Below are 15,496 nucleotides of genomic sequence, written 5' to 3'. Positions count from 1 at the left end.
TTATAAACATTCCTTAGAAAATATAAAATTCTAAATATCAATCAAGCAAAGAGCATCGCCGCTTTTACAATGAATGGCGAAGATCATTGTTGCAAGTTCAGTATTAGCCAGTACAAATAAACATTCCTCAGAAAATATAAAATTTCATATACCAATCAAGCAAAGAGCATCGCCGCTTTTACAATGAATGGCGAAGATCATTGTTGCAAGTTCAGTATTAGCCAGTACATATGAACATTCCTCAGAAAATATAAAACTTCAAATATCAATTAAGCAAAGAGCATCGCTGCTTTTACAACAAATGGCGAGGGTCACTGGTTCAAGCCCAGTATTAGCCAATACATACAACCTTCTAAATAGACTAAGGCTTCGATAAAACTATAATTCTATTCAATATAAGCTAATTAAATTATTTATTGCATCATAGTTTTTTGATTTAACATGATAAAAAGCATCAGGTCATTATCTCAGCAGTGCAGTCTTTACTTTTAAAGTCATATTGAAAAATGGGCATTAGAACTGACAAATTATTGCGTTTTTCCGGAATAAATTACTTAAAAAACTTAACTAAGTGGTATCCCTAGAAACATGTGTCTTTAATCAGTCGAAATGAGAATCTCACTCAGTAGAGGTATTGCTGTAGTTGCTTCTCAGAGGATCAGACTTAATACTTCTTTCATTTGAAGTGGGAAATGTTAGCAATAATCTCATTTTCAGTGATACTCGGAAACTTGGCTGTTTATTCATAAAATTAGTAACGCTAGCTACTTTTATTTAGCTAGCGTTAAAAACGCGTTATAAGTATCAAATAAGATCTAAATACGCAAATTGAAGCTTAATAAAGCTGAATATATTTTTAAGTGTCGATGCTGGAAAAAAGCTTCACCGCGCTTTAATCTCGCGCCATAATTGCCTAGCGGGATTACATGTATTTTTGCAAAAAACCTATATCAAACATGTGGTTGATCTTTGTTTTTGAAAAGGCTTACATTAGTTGTACCGATTAACAATTTAGGAAGGGAAAATGTTATTTTTTTCAAGTCTAAACACTTTTCGTTTAAGTTGGAGTTGTCTAAGGCTATGATTCCGTTTGTTGTACTTATTTTAAATACAGCCACTCTCTAATTGTGACTTTCAAATGAGTAATGTGTTGCTTATTTGGAATGTATAGTGTTCAAAAAATGCTTTTGAACACTATTTGAGTATTGAGATTTAGCTTGTTTTTATCTCAAAATTGAACAGGTTAAATGTGCTTAAAGCGCTTTTCTAGTAGCGCTCTTGAGTTCAGCGTAAAATGACCTAAACCCCTTTCTAGGTATATGAAAAATCAAATCACCTTCCTTGTGAAGGTTGGCGAAGCGTACTTTACCCCAAGTGCTCTTTGAGAATGCTTCAACTATTTTTTCATGACCTTCAACGTTTTTCGGAGTCATAATCAAAGCTCCTAAATCACTGCAATGTCCTGAAAAGATAATCTCTCGGCTATCAACATAAAATACTATTGAAGTATTTTTCAAAGAGTCTTCCAAGCAGAGTGAACTTTTAAGTTCAACAATTTGGAGTCTTGTATGTTTTTTGTTCATCAAATCGTAATCTAAGTACATTTGATATTGAATACTTTCGAACTCTGATTTGGCAAAAAACTGGAAAGTATGGTTGTTGCTCCTGTACCACCCATTACTTTTCATTTGTGTAAACGTAAAAGATATAAAAAAGATGAATACAACAACAGTTGTTGCTAGCTGAGATAATTTACTCATTTGTCTTCCTTTAAGTAGTTTAATTAAAATCATTTATTTCGTTTTGAACATCGAAAATCATAATGACCAAAAAAAGGTCGACACTTATTCTATAGAATAAAACTAGGCTGAACGGCCAACTAAAATATTTAATTTATGAAGTTATTTGTGTACACCGTAATTATTGTTAAGAGTTGTTCATGAACAACTTAGTTAAAACAAGTGAATAGAGTGAGTGTTGTACATGTACAATTTTAGCTTTTTGTTAAGCAGACAGTTATTTAAGCAATATCTCCTGAGCGTTGTTTGCAAATTGACCTTAAATTTAATTCAGAAACTTAAGAAGTCATGATTTCATAATAGTGCTTTTTTCACTATTAATGACATAAAACCGACACTATAGTGAAAAAAAAGCACTATTAAGTTAAGGTAATAAAGCGTTATTTCGTCACCTTAGTTGCTTTAATAATTGGTGCAATATTTATCCTAAGCCTACTTGGAATTACTTTTTTGTTTTTAGCTTCTGGCGAATAGCTTATGATTTCATGTTTTGATAGGCCAAGTATTGTCATGGCGCTGTCGGCTGTTACCACATAGCTGCTTAAGTTAAATAGTTGCTTGGTTGGTGATGATGTGGATGCAGTTAGTTTCTCAATTGCTCACTGAAAAACCACTCATTTTGTAGGCTATGAGCAAGGTGGTAGAGTGGAAAGTATTTGTATTTAAATGGTAGAGCATTAAACGGGTTGCTCTGTGCATCATATAACTCTATCCATCTTTTAAAATCACAATTTAGTAAATCATAGCCTCTTCTGGTGGCTGTAAGTAAGTTCTCACTGCTTGGGTGTGATAAATTAGGCCAGTAGGTATTGTATTGGTGAAAGTAAACAAAGTCTGCCAAAAGACAGTCACAGATTTCGTCAATAAACAAACACTCTAAGGCATCATTCAATGGTTCCGACTTGAGAGAGCAGCTACACATTTCATTAGTGCAAACACCTTCAAGCAAATTTATTGACCACTCAAGTTTATGGTTACATAAATGGCAAACATCAATTAACCCAACACCATGGATTGAGCACTTAAGGTTGTCTATATACCGCCACTCTTCTTTGAGGTAACCAGTATTTCTTATACAAATAGGGCAAACTCTTGGAGTTTCAATGTGGTAGTTTTGAAACAGAGCAGAGTGCCTTCTGGAGCTTAAATACTTTAAACTATGAGTTACAGGAAAAAACTCGTTTAGAGAACTAACTTGTTTAATGCTTAATGTATTGTTGATAGATGCTTTTAACTGAGCCTCATCAATCCAATCAAGCGGCATCTGAAACCCATTACGAGCAGTTAGTCTCAGTATGTAGCCAACAAGACTTTCATCATCTATTTGTTTCGGTATAACAGACAGCATTAGCTAAACTCACGTATATCGAGAATATCTAATATATGTGTATCGCTGAAAGCATCTTCATCAAATGGGTTATAGGCTGATGAATTGATGCCAGTGAGGTATGCATCCTCAAACTTTTCAATGTTTGTCTCTTCTGAGCTAAATGAGGCAATTGAAAATAGCTTTAAAAGCAGTCCAATTTTCCCTTCCGTAGCTACATGAAGTCGATTTAAAAGAACTAAATCATTACGTGAAAATGGTGAAAACTTAAAGATTTCGGCAGCATAGTTACAACAATTCAGCCAGCAATCGCAGCGGGAAGGTATGATTGTAAGAGTTTGTTCAGATAAGAACCTTTTCGAATAACTTTTACTGTTAAAACGGAAAACTTAACCTTTCTCAAAGAAGCTTACTCTAAGTTAAATAGAAATCGAGAGAAAGTGCTTAGCAACTCATGAATCTGTTTGTAAAAATAGTATCTGAGAACTTATTGAGCTAATACCTCGTTGTTAAACTTTACTTAACTGACTGAGAATTTCATTTCGAATGACAGATACCACGCGTAAGAAAGTGCTGTCGGTAATGGACGATACCGTGTGAGATATATCTTACAATACTGTGCGTGTTGTCAGTTAATTTTGATTAAAATACATTAGATAAAAGCTTAAGTAATTGATTTTATTTAAAATAGCATTTGTTTCATAAATGTTGCAATAAAATAATTCTTATTTGCTGCTATCAGTATTTTAGGATTCTATTAGAATTTAACACATCAAGACGATACAGACTCAACGATTGAGCTGATGCCAAGGAAATGGATTACGGCAAATAAGCATGAAGCTAGGCAAGAAGCCAAATGGACAAGCTTACATGGATGACAAGGAAGAACAAGGACACTGCCAGGATGCAGTACATTAGCGGAGCTAATGATAAGGATGACACAAAGGATTATATTACAGGAAGTAATAGGAGCGCTTGGAAGCGTAGGATAGGCCAAGATGGCAAGTGGATTACACTAGGATGTGTTGGATATTGCATTGATGCAGTGTGAGGGTGTATTTAGGATGTATACCCGTTCAGGGGATGATAAAAAAGGTAGCTTCGGCGTAGGTATGGATGCCTTATTATGGATGAAGTCAGAATGGGGCGTAACTACATGTTACGCCTTAGTTTTTTCAGTAGATAAAACAGTTCAAGTTAGTTCGGCCTTAAAGCGGTTCTCATATTTTGTGCGGTGGCACAACAACACTCTTCAGCATTTCATTTTCCATAAATAAAACACCTTGGTACACGCTTTGTCCATCGCTTGAAAATTCAAACATAAATTCACTTTTTATCCCTGGCTTGCCACTCTTTAAAATACCAAACCGACGCTTGGTGCATGCGACACTCATCAGTTGTACTTGCAGTTGTTCACTTTGACGCTTGGCATGCGCATTAGCAGCTTCTGCCACTTTTCGGTTTAGCCAAAACAGATAAATTACACTGCCTATAAGGATGAATGTCCACAAACTTGCCATTTTAAGAGAATAACCTTCCAATTGCGCGAGCGAGAGTTTCGCTGCGGTTTTCTTTTCGTAATAGACCTAGTAGATGAGGTCGAATTGTTGGAATTGCAACTAGATCAGCAAAAATACTTGGGAACAGTGTATCAATTTCTTTATGATGCGCACAGTTATCCATAAATATATGTAGTCTTTGCGGGTCTTCTAATAAAGAATAACAACGCCCTGCAACGGTTAATAGCACATCTGAATCTGTGGCTAGTTCGCTTGCTAACACGGAATCAACGATTTGTCCTGTCAGCCCTTGTGCTTGAGAGTTCGACATGGCGCGCAGTGCGCATACAAGGGCTAAAGAATCATGTTCGTTAATTGCGTTTTTGGCGTGTTGAGAAAGCTGTTCAGTCAGGTCTACGGGAATATTAACATGTTCAAGCATAGCACTGAGAGGTTGCACTACTTCGACAGGGAGTTGACCCCATGCATCTTTCAAATTAATTAAGTTGCTATCGTTTTCCAAGCGTAACGCATAATCCGCGATACCTTGTAGAGCTAAACTTTGCCAATTATCAAAACCAATCTTTGCGCTAAAATACAGTTGCGCATACTCATAATATTGCGACGCAGGCTGCTTTAGTAATGTCTTTAGAAGAGCGTTGAATGCCGCAAGTTTATTGGCATTAGGCGTAAAGACATATGGGTTATTATCAAGTTTACCATCAGCTTGTTCGCCTGTTAGGTCATTGCCAAGTGCTTCTATAACCATGTTGGCAAAATGGTCGCGACTTGCGCACACTAGCTTGCTTTGCTCATCAACAGGAAATTTCAAAAACCATACGTAAGGTTCTTTACTGGCGGAGCTATCCCAAAATTGAATAGCGATCCATGCGTGTCCTGCAAGCGGATACGGGTAAGGGATTTGGGCTTGCTCAATAGCATTAAATTGTTTTTTATCAATTTTTGTTATGCGTCTGCCAATATCAAAAGCACGCCATTGTGTGCCAGCTCCATCAAGAAGCTGCCCTAAAGTCGCTATTTGCTCAGTCATTACCTTCTCTAAATTTTACTGCAATATACTAATAATTATACGTCATAGCCGCTTATGAGGGAACAGGGTATATACCCAAGCCACCTCAAGATGCAGAATTCAGCGTTTCACAGGGGCTTAATATCAAGGCGTTACTTTGCAAAAATGGCAGTCCCTTTTAAGAAGGAACAACGATGAGAGTAAGTCCCTGTGAAGCGCCCAAAGGGTTGGTTTAAAAGCGATTTATACGGCGTTATTGATTTTAACAATAGAACCACTATTATTTGCAATCAATGCCTTGCCTAAATCGCTTTTAATTCCAACTGAAACTCGTATCTTGAGGTGACTTGGGTATAATCTGCCTGTATATATACAAGGGGGAATAATGGTATACGTAATTCAGGATTATCTGGCGCAACTTGAAGATTTATTAAAACAGCATCAACTTTGGCAAAATGAGCCCATTGATGATCATGCGTTAAATTCTACAGTCCCTTTTTGCCACGATACCTTGGCGTTTGAGCAATGGCTGCAATTTGTATTCATAAAGAAAATGTCTTTGTTAATTAAGCAACAGCAACCTTTACCAAGTAATATGTCAATTGCGCCAATGGCAGAACTAATGCTGTCTAAATCGAGCGGTGGTGATGAAATAATCGAATTATTGAAAGAGATTGATAACTTTTTTGGAAGAGTAAATGATTGAACGTCCAGAGCCAGCTGCTTATGGTGAACTTGAAGTTTTATACCAAGATGAAGACTATATTGCGATAAATAAACCTTCAGGGTTGCTTGTGCATCGTTCTTTTTTAGACAAACATGAAACGCAATTTGCTATGCAAATGCTGCGCGATCAAATAGGACAACATGTCTTTCCAGTTCATCGATTAGACAGACCTACCTCAGGTGTTTTGTTATTTGCGTTGAGCTCTGGAGCTGCTCGCGACATCAATCAATTGTTTATTGATAATCAAATATCAAAACGTTACTTAGCTTTAGTTCGTGGTTTTGCACCTGATTCAGTTTTTTTAGATAAGCCATTGAAAGAAGAACTGGATAAAATTGCTGATAAGTTTGCTGATCAAGATAAGGCACCGCAAGAGGCACAAACGCAGTTTAATTGTTTGCATCAAGCTGCGTTACCAATTCCAATAGGTAAGTATCCTACTGTGCGTTATTCATTAGTTGAGTGTTTTCCTAAAACTGGCCGAAAGCATCAAATACGCAGGCACTTGAAGCACCTATCATTACCGATTATTGGTGATGTTAATCATGGCGATAATCAGCATAACCAGTTTTTTCGGGAACACTTTAAGCTGCGCAGATTAATGCTATTTGCAACTGAGCTTCACTTTGTGCACCCTTACACTAAGCAGGCTGTAAAAATAAAAGCGCCACTGGGTGAAGCGATGCTAAGCATTTGCAATCAGCTCGGCTGGCCACATCAAGAGAGGGATTATTAATGGCAACTGTTAGTATATTTGTCGGTAGCGTTTATGGTGGAGCAGAACGTTTAAGTGACGACGTGATTGAATTGATTGAGCAGTCAAACCATCAAGCAAAGCTTGTCACAACACCCACAGTAGAAGATGTTAAAGAAGCAAGTCATATTTTAGTGATCACCTCGACTACCGGTAAAGGTGAGATACCAGATAACTTACTCTCGCTTTATAGCGAGCTAAATAGCCAATTCCCCATGCTTGCAGATACACCTTACGGTATTGTTGCTATGGGTGATAGAAGCTATGGTGATACGTTTTGCGCTGCTGGTCGAAGCTTTGATGAGTTATTTCGTGATTTACAAGCAAAGCCAGTAGGTCATCGCTTAGAAATAGATGCCAGTGAGGACTTTGAACCTTGGCCCGTAACAGAGCCTTGGTTAAAGCAGTGGTTGACAAAATTACCTAAGTAAATAAAAAAGAGCGCATTAGCGCTCTTTATTATTATGTTACATTAAATACTAAGTACTTTTTACATCCACTTTAAGTTTCAGTTTTTGCCCTGGTTGCAAGTACTTTTGACCTGCCAAATTATTCCACTTAATAATATCGCTCACCGATAAATCAAACTTAGAGGCAATACGCGCTAGCGAATCACCGCGACGAACTTTATAAGTAATTGTTCGGTTGGTGCTGATTAAAGCTGTTTGATTATTACTACTCGTTTTATAAACTGTGAGTTTTTGACCTAACCGTAATACACTGCTTTTATTAAGCTTATTCCATTTAGCCAGCTCAGCAATAGTGACATCATATTCGCGACTAATATCCCATAATGTGTCACCGCTTTTAACTGTATGCGATAGTTTCTTTTGGCTTTTCTTATTCGCAGCTATACGCATTTGTTTAGGTAAATGCTCACTATTGATTGCACCATCACTTAGAGGCACGAGCAACTGTTGACCTACACGTATCGTATTTGATTGTAATTTATTAAGTGATTTAATTGCGCTTGTGCTGGTTGAGAACTTTTTAGCAATCACAGACAGGCTGTCGCCACTAGCTACTTTATATTGTTGCCAACGCAAGCGATCTTTAATATCTGTTTTAGCTAATTGTTGTTGGAAGCTGTCAACTTTATCCGAAGGGATAAGTAAAAAATGTGGTCCATTTGGATCAGTTGCCCAGCGATTGAAACCTGGATTTAAACGATAAAGTTCAGTTAAACTGATCTGTGCCATTTCTGCCGCTAAGGCTAAGTCGATTTGAGAGCCGATGTCTACGGTTTCTACGACTTGCGCATTAATGATTGGGTTCCACTTTAAACCAAATTCTTCTTGGCGTTTAAGTAAGTCAGAGAGTGCTAATAACTTAGGCACATACGCCGTGGTTTCTTTGGGTAAATCAAGTGACCAAAAATCGGTGGGTAAATGCTTCTTGCGGTTTTTTCTAATTGCCCGAAGTAAACGTCCTTCACCAGAGTTATATGCTGCAATTGCATTAAGCCAATCGCCTTCTAGTGTCTTATGCAAATAAGACAAGTAATCAAGTGCTGCACGAGTTGACTGGACAATATCTCGGCGACCGTCATACCACCAGTTTTGTTTAAGATCAAAGCGTTCACCTGTTTGCGGCATAAATTGCCAAATACCCGAGGCACTGCGGTGTGAATAACCAAATGGATCAAATGCACTTTCTACAACAGGTAGAAGCGCTATTTCAATTGGCATTTCGCGTTTTTCAACTTCTTCTACAATAAAATGTAAATATGGCTCAGCACGTTTGGAAATTCTATCGAGATAAGATTGATGGCGAGCATAATAATTACGCTCGGTAACAACCGGGCGGTTTTGCGGTACTTCGATTGATAATTGATAGCGAATTCTTTCCCACACATCATCAAAAATAGGGGAAGCATCATCAAGTTCATTCACTTGAACGTATTGCGCATTTAGCATTAATGCATCATTGATTTCGCTTGGGCTTGCGCCATCAAATTGCTCAACAGACTGATTAGCATTGATGCTATCTGTTTTGTTATTAGAATGTGTTGAAGTTAATGTTTGACAACCACTTAGCACTAAAGCTAAGCCTAAAACGAGTGGGGATTTTTTCATAAATACCAATACATCAGGTAAAAAACTCGGCGAATACTACCCGTTATGAGCCAACATTGCCACTTTATGACCACCTAAAAACTGCAATAGTGATGTTTATAACCCGATAATAAACTAATTATTATCGGGTTATAATTTTAGAAGTGGTCTTTCCAGGCTCTAAGACCTGCAAAGTTTTGCCAAGGTTCATTATTTTGTAATGTGTTTTCTGATTTATACTGATATTCAATAGGGATATTTTGACTAATACCTGAGATATCACTGCGCATAAAAGGGTTTATTTTACGCTCTAAAGCGATGCTGCTAGGTAAGGTAATTTCATCATTCTTGCGTTTTGTATCTACCCACTGTGCATACTCAATTAAGTCAGCATTAGTAGGCTCAACTGTTAGAGCGAATGCTAAATTTGCTTGTGTGTATTCATGGGTACAATATATTTTACACGTCTCTGGCAGCTGTTTTAATTTATCAAAAGAGTGCTGCATTTGCTCTGCGCTACCTTCAAATAAACGCCCGCAGCCCCCGCTAAATAAGGTGTCACCGGTAAATGCTAAGGCAGAGTTTAAATAACAAATGTGATCTAGCGTATGACCTGGGGTATGGATGACAGCAAACTCAGTATCAAACACTGTGATAGTGTCGCCTTCATTTAGTGTATTTGTTATCCCTTTAAACGGACTGTTGCTTGGGCCATATACTTTGATGCCTTCAAATGCTTTACACAAGGCAGCCACGCCATCGGTATGATCATAATGATGGTGAGTTATTAATATACCAGCGAGTGTTAAGCCATGTTGACTCAAATGAGTCATGACAGGGGCAGCTTGACCAGGGTCTACGACCCAAGCGAGTTGGTTTTCATCGTGTGTAATACACCAAATGTAGTTATCTGAAAAGGCTTTGATTGCTTTGACTTGCACCATTTAACATTGCTCTATAAAGTGATCATATTGAACAGTATAACGAGCTTAGCAGATGAAACCAGCCCTTAGTTTTCAAGAAGGACCCAAGCCATTGTCATGGTATGAATTTCCTCATGGCGACTACTTGCGTTCTGATATTGAGCGTAAAATGGCGAAATGGCTACCACGTATGTTTGGCTATCACATGTTAAAGCTGGGTAACCTAAGCGGAGAGCTTAATACTAGCGCCAGTACCATTAAACACCAAGTATGCGTGGCTGAGTCTGGTCCTCATACGGGGGTTGTTGCTGATATTGATGAGCTACCATTTTATGAACACAGTGTTGATGCATGTATATTAAGTCATTGCTTAGAATACCATTCAGACCCTCATCATATTCTTCGTGAAGTACATAGAACCTTGTTACCGGGTGGTTATATGGTGATCACAGGCTTTAATCCGTTTAGCCTATGTGGACTGGCACAGTTATTGCCATTTAGTCGACAAAAGTTGCCTTGGACTGGCCGGTTTTTTACACCAGCACGGGTTAAAGATTGGTTGCATTTACTTGGTTTTGAATTAGTAAGTGACGAACGCTTTATTTTCTCATCACTGGCTCGAGGTACGCGTCTTTCTCGTTTTGCTCCATGGAGGCGTTTTACAAAGCAATACTTAAAGCCTATGGGCAGTGTCTATATGCTCGTGGCAAGAAAACGGGTAGCACCGCTAACTCCAATAAAACCCAAATGGCACGCTAGGCCACAGTTTTCACCTGTAAAAGGCGCTGGTCTTAGGCAAACCTCAAAGCAGCACCGTAAGCGGGATTGTTAACAATGATCGTGTCGGGTGGGGTAGTTGACCTGCTCGAATATTCATTTGAATTGCTGGGTGCAATAATTGTGGTGAGCTAAGGGTGGCGTCTCGTTTTTCTCTTGTTTCTATGTATGCATGTTCTGACTGTTGCAAATGAACATTTGTTAAACGCTGCTCTTGCACAGTGGTTTTGTTTGCCAGCTCTCGGCCATACGGTTGGTAGTCGTGACACATCCACATAATAGTTTTATCAGGCAGTGCTAATACCTTCTGTAAAGACGCGTAGAGTTCTTTTGCGCTACCGCCAGGAAAGTCACAGCGTGCAGTACCACTATCAGGCATAAAAAAAGTATCCCCAACAAAAAGGTTCCCCTCAATAAAGTAGCTTACACTATCAGGTGTATGTCCGGGGGTGGATATTATATCAAAATGTGTATTACCAAACTTGAAGCGCTCCCCATCATTAAATAGCTCATCAAATGGTGAGCCATCGCATGGCATATCAAGATGATACAAATGACTAAAATAAGCCTGTACTTGCGTTATGCCCTTACCAGTACCTAGTTTACACGTATGCTCAGTTTTAAGTTGTTGTTTAATATAACTTGCAGCAGTTATATGATCTGCATGGGCATGTGTTTCTAAAATCCATTCAAGAGTAAGTTTATGAGCTTTAACATAGTCAATGATTTGGTTTGCTGTGGTAAAAGTAAGTGTTGCACTTGGTGCGTCAAAGTCTGCGGGTGGGTCAATGAGTATTGCACTGTGAGTGTCTAAACAGCTCACTAAATAGGTGAATGTTGCGCTTTGTTTATGAAAAAAAGACTTAACAGCAATGGGCATTTTACAACTCCAATATATTATATAGCTAAATCTTATAACATATAACGGAATTGTAAAATGGTTTGCGATAAATTGAATACGTTACAGTAGAGTAAATAATTTATTCGGGCTGGTAGCCTTCATCCACAAGTAGATTTTTACTACCCGCAGCGTCACGTGCGAGGTCATCTACTATTTCATTGTATTTGTTACCACTGTGACCCTTAACCCATTTCCACGTTATTGCGTGTCTAATACAGGCTTCATCAAGGCGTTTCCATAAGTCGACATTTTTCACAGGCTTTTTCGCTGACGTTTTCCAGCCACGCTTTTTCCAGTTTGCAACCCAAGATTCAATACCTTGTTTTACATATTGGCTATCGGTCGTAAGGTTAATTTCACAAGGGCGGGTTAAACTTTCAAGCGCTACAATGGCCGCTAGCATCTCCATGCGATTGTTTGTGGTAAGGGTATAACCTTGGCTCATTTCTTTTTCATGACCGTTATAAAGCATGAAAATACCATATCCGCCGGGACCCGGATTACCTAAACATGAGCCATCAGTATAAATCTCTACGGTTTTTTGCACTGTTTTACCTTGATATTATGTACAATAAAGTGATTATAGAAAGATACCAGAATCAGGCTAAGTTCGATATGCAGCGCAGACAAATAGTTTTAGATACAGAAACCACCGGCATCGACCCTAAACAAGGGCACCGAATTATTGAAATCGGCTGTGTGGAATTAATAAACCGCCGGTTAACCGGCAATAATTTTCACGTTTATATCAATCCGCAGCGCAGCATTGAAGAAGAAGCAATTGATGTTCACGGTATTACCAATGAGTTTTTACGTGATAAGCCTTTATATCATCAAATAGCGCAAGAGTTTTTTGATTATATTAAAGGCGCTGAGCTTGTTATTCATAATGCTCCATTTGACGTTGGTCACATGGACAACGAGTTTGCTCTGCTTAATCAGGGTTATCCAAACACCCATGATTACTGTCAAGTTCTCGACACCCTTAAAATGGCGCGTGACTTGCATCCAGGACAGAAGAATAACCTTGATGCATTGTGCCGTCGTTATGATGTAGATAACACTAAGCGGACGTTACACGGCGCACTACTGGATTCTGAAATACTTGCAGACGTTTACTTAGCCATGACAGGCGGCCAAGTGAAACTCAACTTAAATCAGAATAAAAATCAAGGTAATGAGCAACAACAAAAAGCGATACGTCGTCTAAGCTTAGAGCGTGCACCACTAAAAGTGCTGTTAGCTAATGATGAAGAACAGACTGCCCATCAAGCACGACTAGATATCGTTCAAGACGCTGGCGGCCAATGTTTATGGCGCGCTGAATAAGGCCCACAATGAAACACTATTTATTTACATTGCTGGTGGTATTAATTTTACCACTTACACTGAGCGCGCAAAGTGATGATAAAATTACATTGCTAAAGCGTGACGGTCAACAGAACGAAGTGCCTTTATTAAATAATCGCTTCCGGATTGATTATAAAGTGGAAGAAATTAATCTTTTATTCTTTCGCAAACCTGGTACACCCGCTGTGGTTTTGGTGCAACCGGATGGCAGCAAGCTTTATGCGACGTCGGCAATAAAAGAACCGAATGTAGATTGGTTTGATGAAATAAGTTATGACTTAATAACCATTCGCGAGCCAACGCCTGGACCTTGGCAGGTGGTCGGCAGTATTTTGCCTGATAGCCGCATTGTAGTGATAGGTGATATTGACTTAAAAGTTGAACCGCTACCGCCGCTTCTTTTTAGAGGAGAGACAGTTAAAGTTACAGGTCAGATTTTAAATGATGGTGAGCCAATTGGCGTTGGAATGTTCCGTGATGTTGTAAGCCTTCATGTTGACTTTATCAGTACTAACAACAGTGATTATGCTAATTTTGGTGCAGGTACGCACAGTGTTGCACAATTTAGAGATAATGGACGTGGTTTTGACGAACGCCCTAAAGATGGAATATTTACAGGTGAGTTTAAACTTGCGTTTCCGGCGGGCCAGTGGCAACCAGAGCTGTATATAGAAACTCCGCTGTTAAAGCGCACCGTTGTCCAAGACATTATTGTAGTGAAAGAGCCTCCCTTTAGTTTTGACATCGCTTTAGCAGAGGACGATACCCTTGAACATGTTTTAACAGTTTCCTTAGACCCTGAAGTGGTAAAACCCGAAACAGTGCTTATTCAGGGTAAAATTTACTACCCGAACAATGAAGAGCAAATGTTTAATATAGAAGGTAATAGTTCGCTTACTAGAGAGCTCATTATTAAAAACTATGATTGGGGTCGCTATAGCGTTGAGTTATCAGTTTTTGGTACAAATATAAATGACCGTGAGTTTATGGCAACATTGCCAACCTATCGCTTTGAAATAGATAGGCCTATTGAAATTGTTCCTGAGTTACCTGAGCCTGTATTAACCGAAGCAGAAATAAAAGAGATTGCGCGAGCAAAAAAAGAAGCTGAGTCGATGTCTACAGTTTTGTTTGTTAGCCTTATTATTGGTGGTAATTTATTGGTTTTACTTATTGGCTGGCTAGCAATTCGGTTTTTTGTACAGAAAAAATCAATCATGCCAAAAATAAGTATTCCTTTTTTGAAGAAAAAAACTGCACCGGATGATGACACAGCAAATAACGAAAAAAATGAAGTCGACAAAAATGGCTCAAAAAATGATAAATCAGGTGAAATTTTAAACCTTTCGATGTCAGATGACTAAAAAACCTGTAAAAAAACAAAAAAGCCCTTGACGAAGTAGGGGCTGGTTCGTATTATTCACGCCGCTGCAAAGGGAGACCTAAGCAGCAAACGAAAATGCGGAGTGGTAGTTCAGTTGGTTAGAATACCGGCCTGTCACGCCGGGGGTCGCGGGTTCGAGTCCCGTCCACTCCGCCAATTTCGACAATTTGTAAGTAAAAGCTGGAGTGGTAGTTCAGTTGGTTAGAATACCGGCCTGTCACGCCGGGGGTCGCGGGTTCGAGTCCCGTCCACTCCGCCAACGCTTACACAACATATGGTTGTAAAACATATTCTTATTATGGAGTGGTAGTTCAGTTGGTTAGAATACCGGCCTGTCACGCCGGGGGTCGCGGGTTCGAGTCCCGTCCACTCCGCCAATAAGAAAAATAACAGTTTAAATACGCGCTGGAGTGGTAGTTCAGTTGGTTAGAATACCGGCCTGTCACGCCGGGGGTCGCGGGTTCGAGTCCCGTCCACTCCGCCACTATTTAAACACTGTTATATTACAAAATTTGTATGCTGGAGTGGTAGTTCAGTTGGTTAGAATACCGGCCTGTCACGCCGGGGGTCGCGGGTTCGAGTCCCGTCCACTCCGCCAACAAATTAAGTAATAACAAGTACAATGATATCTCTGCGGAGTGGTAGTTCAGTTGGTTAGAATACCGGCCTGTCACGCCGGGGGTCGCGGGTTCGAGTCCCGTCCACTCCGCCACTTGATATCAGTAATAAAATTAGTAAGTGTATTACCCCATACACATACCACTGCGGAGTGGTAGTTCAGTTGGTTAGAATACCGGCCTGTCACGCCGGGGGTCGCGGGTTCGAGTCCCGTCCACTCCGCCACTTGTTATTTCCTCAATAGCAAGGTAATAAAATCTCTTTACAATCTTTTAAAATAATTAGACTTTTTCTATCAGCTATCAGCTATCAGCTATCAGCTATCAGCTATCAGCTATCAGCTATCAGCTATC

14 protein-coding genes and 7 tRNA genes are annotated in these 15,496 nt (G+C 39.2%); 13 read left to right on the top strand and 8 right to left on the bottom strand.

What is annotated here, in order from left to right:
- Nucleotides 1-1,253 precede the first annotated feature (1,253 nt).
- The 4 genes from ACFI4Z_RS18750 to ACFI4Z_RS18735 form a co-directional block, all read right to left on the bottom strand.
- On the bottom strand, nucleotides 1,254-1,760 hold the full coding sequence (locus ACFI4Z_RS18750; protein WP_462671864.1) for a hypothetical protein: 507 nt from the start codon (nucleotides 1,758-1,760) through the stop codon (nucleotides 1,254-1,256).
- 622 nt (nucleotides 1,761-2,382) lie between these two features.
- On the bottom strand, nucleotides 2,383-3,147 hold the full coding sequence (locus ACFI4Z_RS18745) for a TniQ family protein (protein WP_462671863.1): 765 nt from the start codon (nucleotides 3,145-3,147) through the stop codon (nucleotides 2,383-2,385).
- Between the two features lie 1,199 nt (nucleotides 3,148-4,346).
- A complete protein-coding gene (locus ACFI4Z_RS18740; RefSeq protein ID WP_099297610.1) occupies nucleotides 4,347-4,646 on the bottom strand; it encodes a DUF3301 domain-containing protein in 300 nt (99 codons plus the stop codon).
- Nucleotide 4,647: 1 nt separating this feature from the next.
- Nucleotides 4,648-5,676 carry a DUF3549 family protein gene (locus ACFI4Z_RS18735; RefSeq protein ID WP_462671862.1) on the bottom strand — a complete coding sequence of 343 codons (1,029 nt, stop codon included), beginning with the start codon at nucleotides 5,674-5,676 and terminating at the stop codon, nucleotides 4,648-4,650.
- Nucleotides 5,677-6,040: 364 nt separating this feature from the next.
- On the opposite strand from ACFI4Z_RS18735, the gene ACFI4Z_RS18730 reads away from it, so the two are divergent.
- Genes ACFI4Z_RS18730 through ACFI4Z_RS18720 form a run of 3 tightly spaced genes read left to right on the top strand, consistent with a single transcriptional unit; the run spans nucleotide 6,041 to nucleotide 7,567 of the window.
- Complete coding sequence (locus tag ACFI4Z_RS18730) at nucleotides 6,041-6,361, top strand: YqcC family protein (RefSeq protein ID WP_462671861.1); 321 nt, start codon at nucleotides 6,041-6,043, stop codon at nucleotides 6,359-6,361.
- Nucleotides 6,354-7,118, top strand: a complete 765-nt coding sequence (truC, locus tag ACFI4Z_RS18725; RefSeq protein WP_462671860.1) for a tRNA pseudouridine(65) synthase TruC — start codon at nucleotides 6,354-6,356, stop codon at nucleotides 7,116-7,118. Before ACFI4Z_RS18730 ends, truC begins: the two co-directional genes overlap by 8 nt.
- Complete coding sequence (locus ACFI4Z_RS18720; protein ID WP_462671859.1) at nucleotides 7,118-7,567, top strand: flavodoxin; 450 nt, start codon at nucleotides 7,118-7,120, stop codon at nucleotides 7,565-7,567. Before truC ends, ACFI4Z_RS18720 begins: the two co-directional genes overlap by 1 nt.
- Before the next feature lie 48 nt (nucleotides 7,568-7,615).
- On the opposite strand, the gene ACFI4Z_RS18715 is transcribed toward ACFI4Z_RS18720, so the two are convergent.
- Together ACFI4Z_RS18715 and gloB are read right to left on the bottom strand one after the other, a co-directional pair.
- Complete coding sequence (locus ACFI4Z_RS18715) at nucleotides 7,616-9,211, bottom strand: LysM peptidoglycan-binding domain-containing protein (protein ID WP_462671858.1); 1,596 nt, start codon at nucleotides 9,209-9,211, stop codon at nucleotides 7,616-7,618.
- 137 nt (nucleotides 9,212-9,348) lie between these two features.
- Nucleotides 9,349-10,134, bottom strand: a complete 786-nt coding sequence (gene gloB, locus ACFI4Z_RS18710) for a hydroxyacylglutathione hydrolase (RefSeq protein ID WP_462671857.1) — start codon at nucleotides 10,132-10,134, stop codon at nucleotides 9,349-9,351.
- Between the two features lie 52 nt (nucleotides 10,135-10,186).
- On the opposite strand from gloB, the gene ACFI4Z_RS18705 reads away from it, so the two are divergent.
- Entirely contained in the window at nucleotides 10,187-10,945 is a 759-nt protein-coding gene (locus ACFI4Z_RS18705; protein WP_099297624.1) for a class I SAM-dependent methyltransferase, read from the top strand.
- On the opposite strand, the gene ACFI4Z_RS18700 is transcribed toward ACFI4Z_RS18705, so the two are convergent.
- Together ACFI4Z_RS18700 and rnhA are read right to left on the bottom strand one after the other, a co-directional pair.
- Entirely contained in the window at nucleotides 10,916-11,770 is an 855-nt protein-coding gene (locus ACFI4Z_RS18700; protein ID WP_462671856.1) for an MBL fold metallo-hydrolase, read from the bottom strand. The genes ACFI4Z_RS18705 and ACFI4Z_RS18700 overlap by 30 nt on opposite strands.
- A 100-nt stretch (nucleotides 11,771-11,870) precedes the next feature.
- Nucleotides 11,871-12,338: a ribonuclease HI gene (rnhA, locus tag ACFI4Z_RS18695; RefSeq protein ID WP_462671855.1), complete on the bottom strand. Its 468-nt coding sequence runs from the start codon at nucleotides 12,336-12,338 to the stop codon at nucleotides 11,871-11,873.
- A 68-nt stretch (nucleotides 12,339-12,406) separates the two neighbouring features.
- On the opposite strand from rnhA, the gene dnaQ reads away from it, so the two are divergent.
- From dnaQ to ACFI4Z_RS18650, 9 genes are all read left to right on the top strand, one after another.
- Complete coding sequence (gene dnaQ, locus ACFI4Z_RS18690) at nucleotides 12,407-13,120, top strand: DNA polymerase III subunit epsilon (RefSeq protein WP_099297628.1); 714 nt, start codon at nucleotides 12,407-12,409, stop codon at nucleotides 13,118-13,120.
- Nucleotides 13,121-13,128: 8 nt separating this feature from the next.
- Nucleotides 13,129-14,505, top strand: coding sequence for a TIGR03503 family protein (locus tag ACFI4Z_RS18685; protein WP_462671854.1), 1,377 nt, complete (start codon nucleotides 13,129-13,131; stop codon nucleotides 14,503-14,505).
- A 99-nt stretch (nucleotides 14,506-14,604) separates the two neighbouring features.
- Nucleotides 14,605-14,681, top strand: a tRNA-Asp gene (locus tag ACFI4Z_RS18680).
- Nucleotides 14,682-14,707: 26 nt separating this feature from the next.
- Nucleotides 14,708-14,784, top strand: a tRNA-Asp gene (locus ACFI4Z_RS18675).
- Nucleotides 14,785-14,825: 41 nt separating this feature from the next.
- A tRNA-Asp gene (locus ACFI4Z_RS18670) sits at nucleotides 14,826-14,902 on the top strand.
- 30 nt (nucleotides 14,903-14,932) lie between these two features.
- Nucleotides 14,933-15,009: transfer RNA gene (locus tag ACFI4Z_RS18665), tRNA-Asp, on the top strand.
- 37 nt (nucleotides 15,010-15,046) lie between these two features.
- Nucleotides 15,047-15,123: transfer RNA gene (locus tag ACFI4Z_RS18660), tRNA-Asp, on the top strand.
- A gap of 37 nt (nucleotides 15,124-15,160) precedes the next feature.
- Nucleotides 15,161-15,237 (top strand) — tRNA-Asp (locus ACFI4Z_RS18655).
- A 54-nt stretch (nucleotides 15,238-15,291) separates the two neighbouring features.
- Nucleotides 15,292-15,368: transfer RNA gene (locus tag ACFI4Z_RS18650), tRNA-Asp, on the top strand.
- Nucleotides 15,369-15,496: the final 128 nt, after the last annotated feature.

The organism is Pseudoalteromonas sp. RWi3, from assembly GCF_054960735.1.
The sequence above is the reverse complement of the archived record's forward strand: the minus strand, read 5'-3'. Positions and strand labels throughout refer to the sequence as shown.

Bases quoted from the DNA above. Each gene is read 5' to 3' on its own strand.
- ACFI4Z_RS18750 (WP_462671864.1), bottom strand. From the start codon at position 1,760: ATGAGTAAATTATCTCAGCTAGCAACAACTGTTGTTGTATTCATCTTT.
- ACFI4Z_RS18745 (WP_462671863.1), bottom strand. From the start codon at position 3,147: ATGCTGTCTGTTATACCGAAACAAATAGATGATGAAAGTCTTGTTGGC.
- ACFI4Z_RS18740 (WP_099297610.1), bottom strand. From the start codon at position 4,646: ATGGCAAGTTTGTGGACATTCATCCTTATAGGCAGTGTAATTTATCTG.
- ACFI4Z_RS18735 (WP_462671862.1), bottom strand. From the start codon at position 5,676: ATGACTGAGCAAATAGCGACTTTAGGGCAGCTTCTTGATGGAGCTGGC.
- ACFI4Z_RS18730 (WP_462671861.1), top strand. From the start codon at position 6,041: ATGGTATACGTAATTCAGGATTATCTGGCGCAACTTGAAGATTTATTA.
- truC (WP_462671860.1), top strand. From the start codon at position 6,354: ATGATTGAACGTCCAGAGCCAGCTGCTTATGGTGAACTTGAAGTTTTA.
- ACFI4Z_RS18720 (WP_462671859.1), top strand. From the start codon at position 7,118: ATGGCAACTGTTAGTATATTTGTCGGTAGCGTTTATGGTGGAGCAGAA.
- ACFI4Z_RS18715 (WP_462671858.1), bottom strand. From the start codon at position 9,211: ATGAAAAAATCCCCACTCGTTTTAGGCTTAGCTTTAGTGCTAAGTGGT.
- gloB (WP_462671857.1), bottom strand. From the start codon at position 10,134: ATGGTGCAAGTCAAAGCAATCAAAGCCTTTTCAGATAACTACATTTGG.
- ACFI4Z_RS18705 (WP_099297624.1), top strand. From the start codon at position 10,187: ATGAAACCAGCCCTTAGTTTTCAAGAAGGACCCAAGCCATTGTCATGG.
- ACFI4Z_RS18700 (WP_462671856.1), bottom strand. From the start codon at position 11,770: ATGCCCATTGCTGTTAAGTCTTTTTTTCATAAACAAAGCGCAACATTC.
- dnaQ (WP_099297628.1), top strand. From the start codon at position 12,407: ATGCAGCGCAGACAAATAGTTTTAGATACAGAAACCACCGGCATCGAC.
- ACFI4Z_RS18685 (WP_462671854.1), top strand. From the start codon at position 13,129: ATGAAACACTATTTATTTACATTGCTGGTGGTATTAATTTTACCACTT.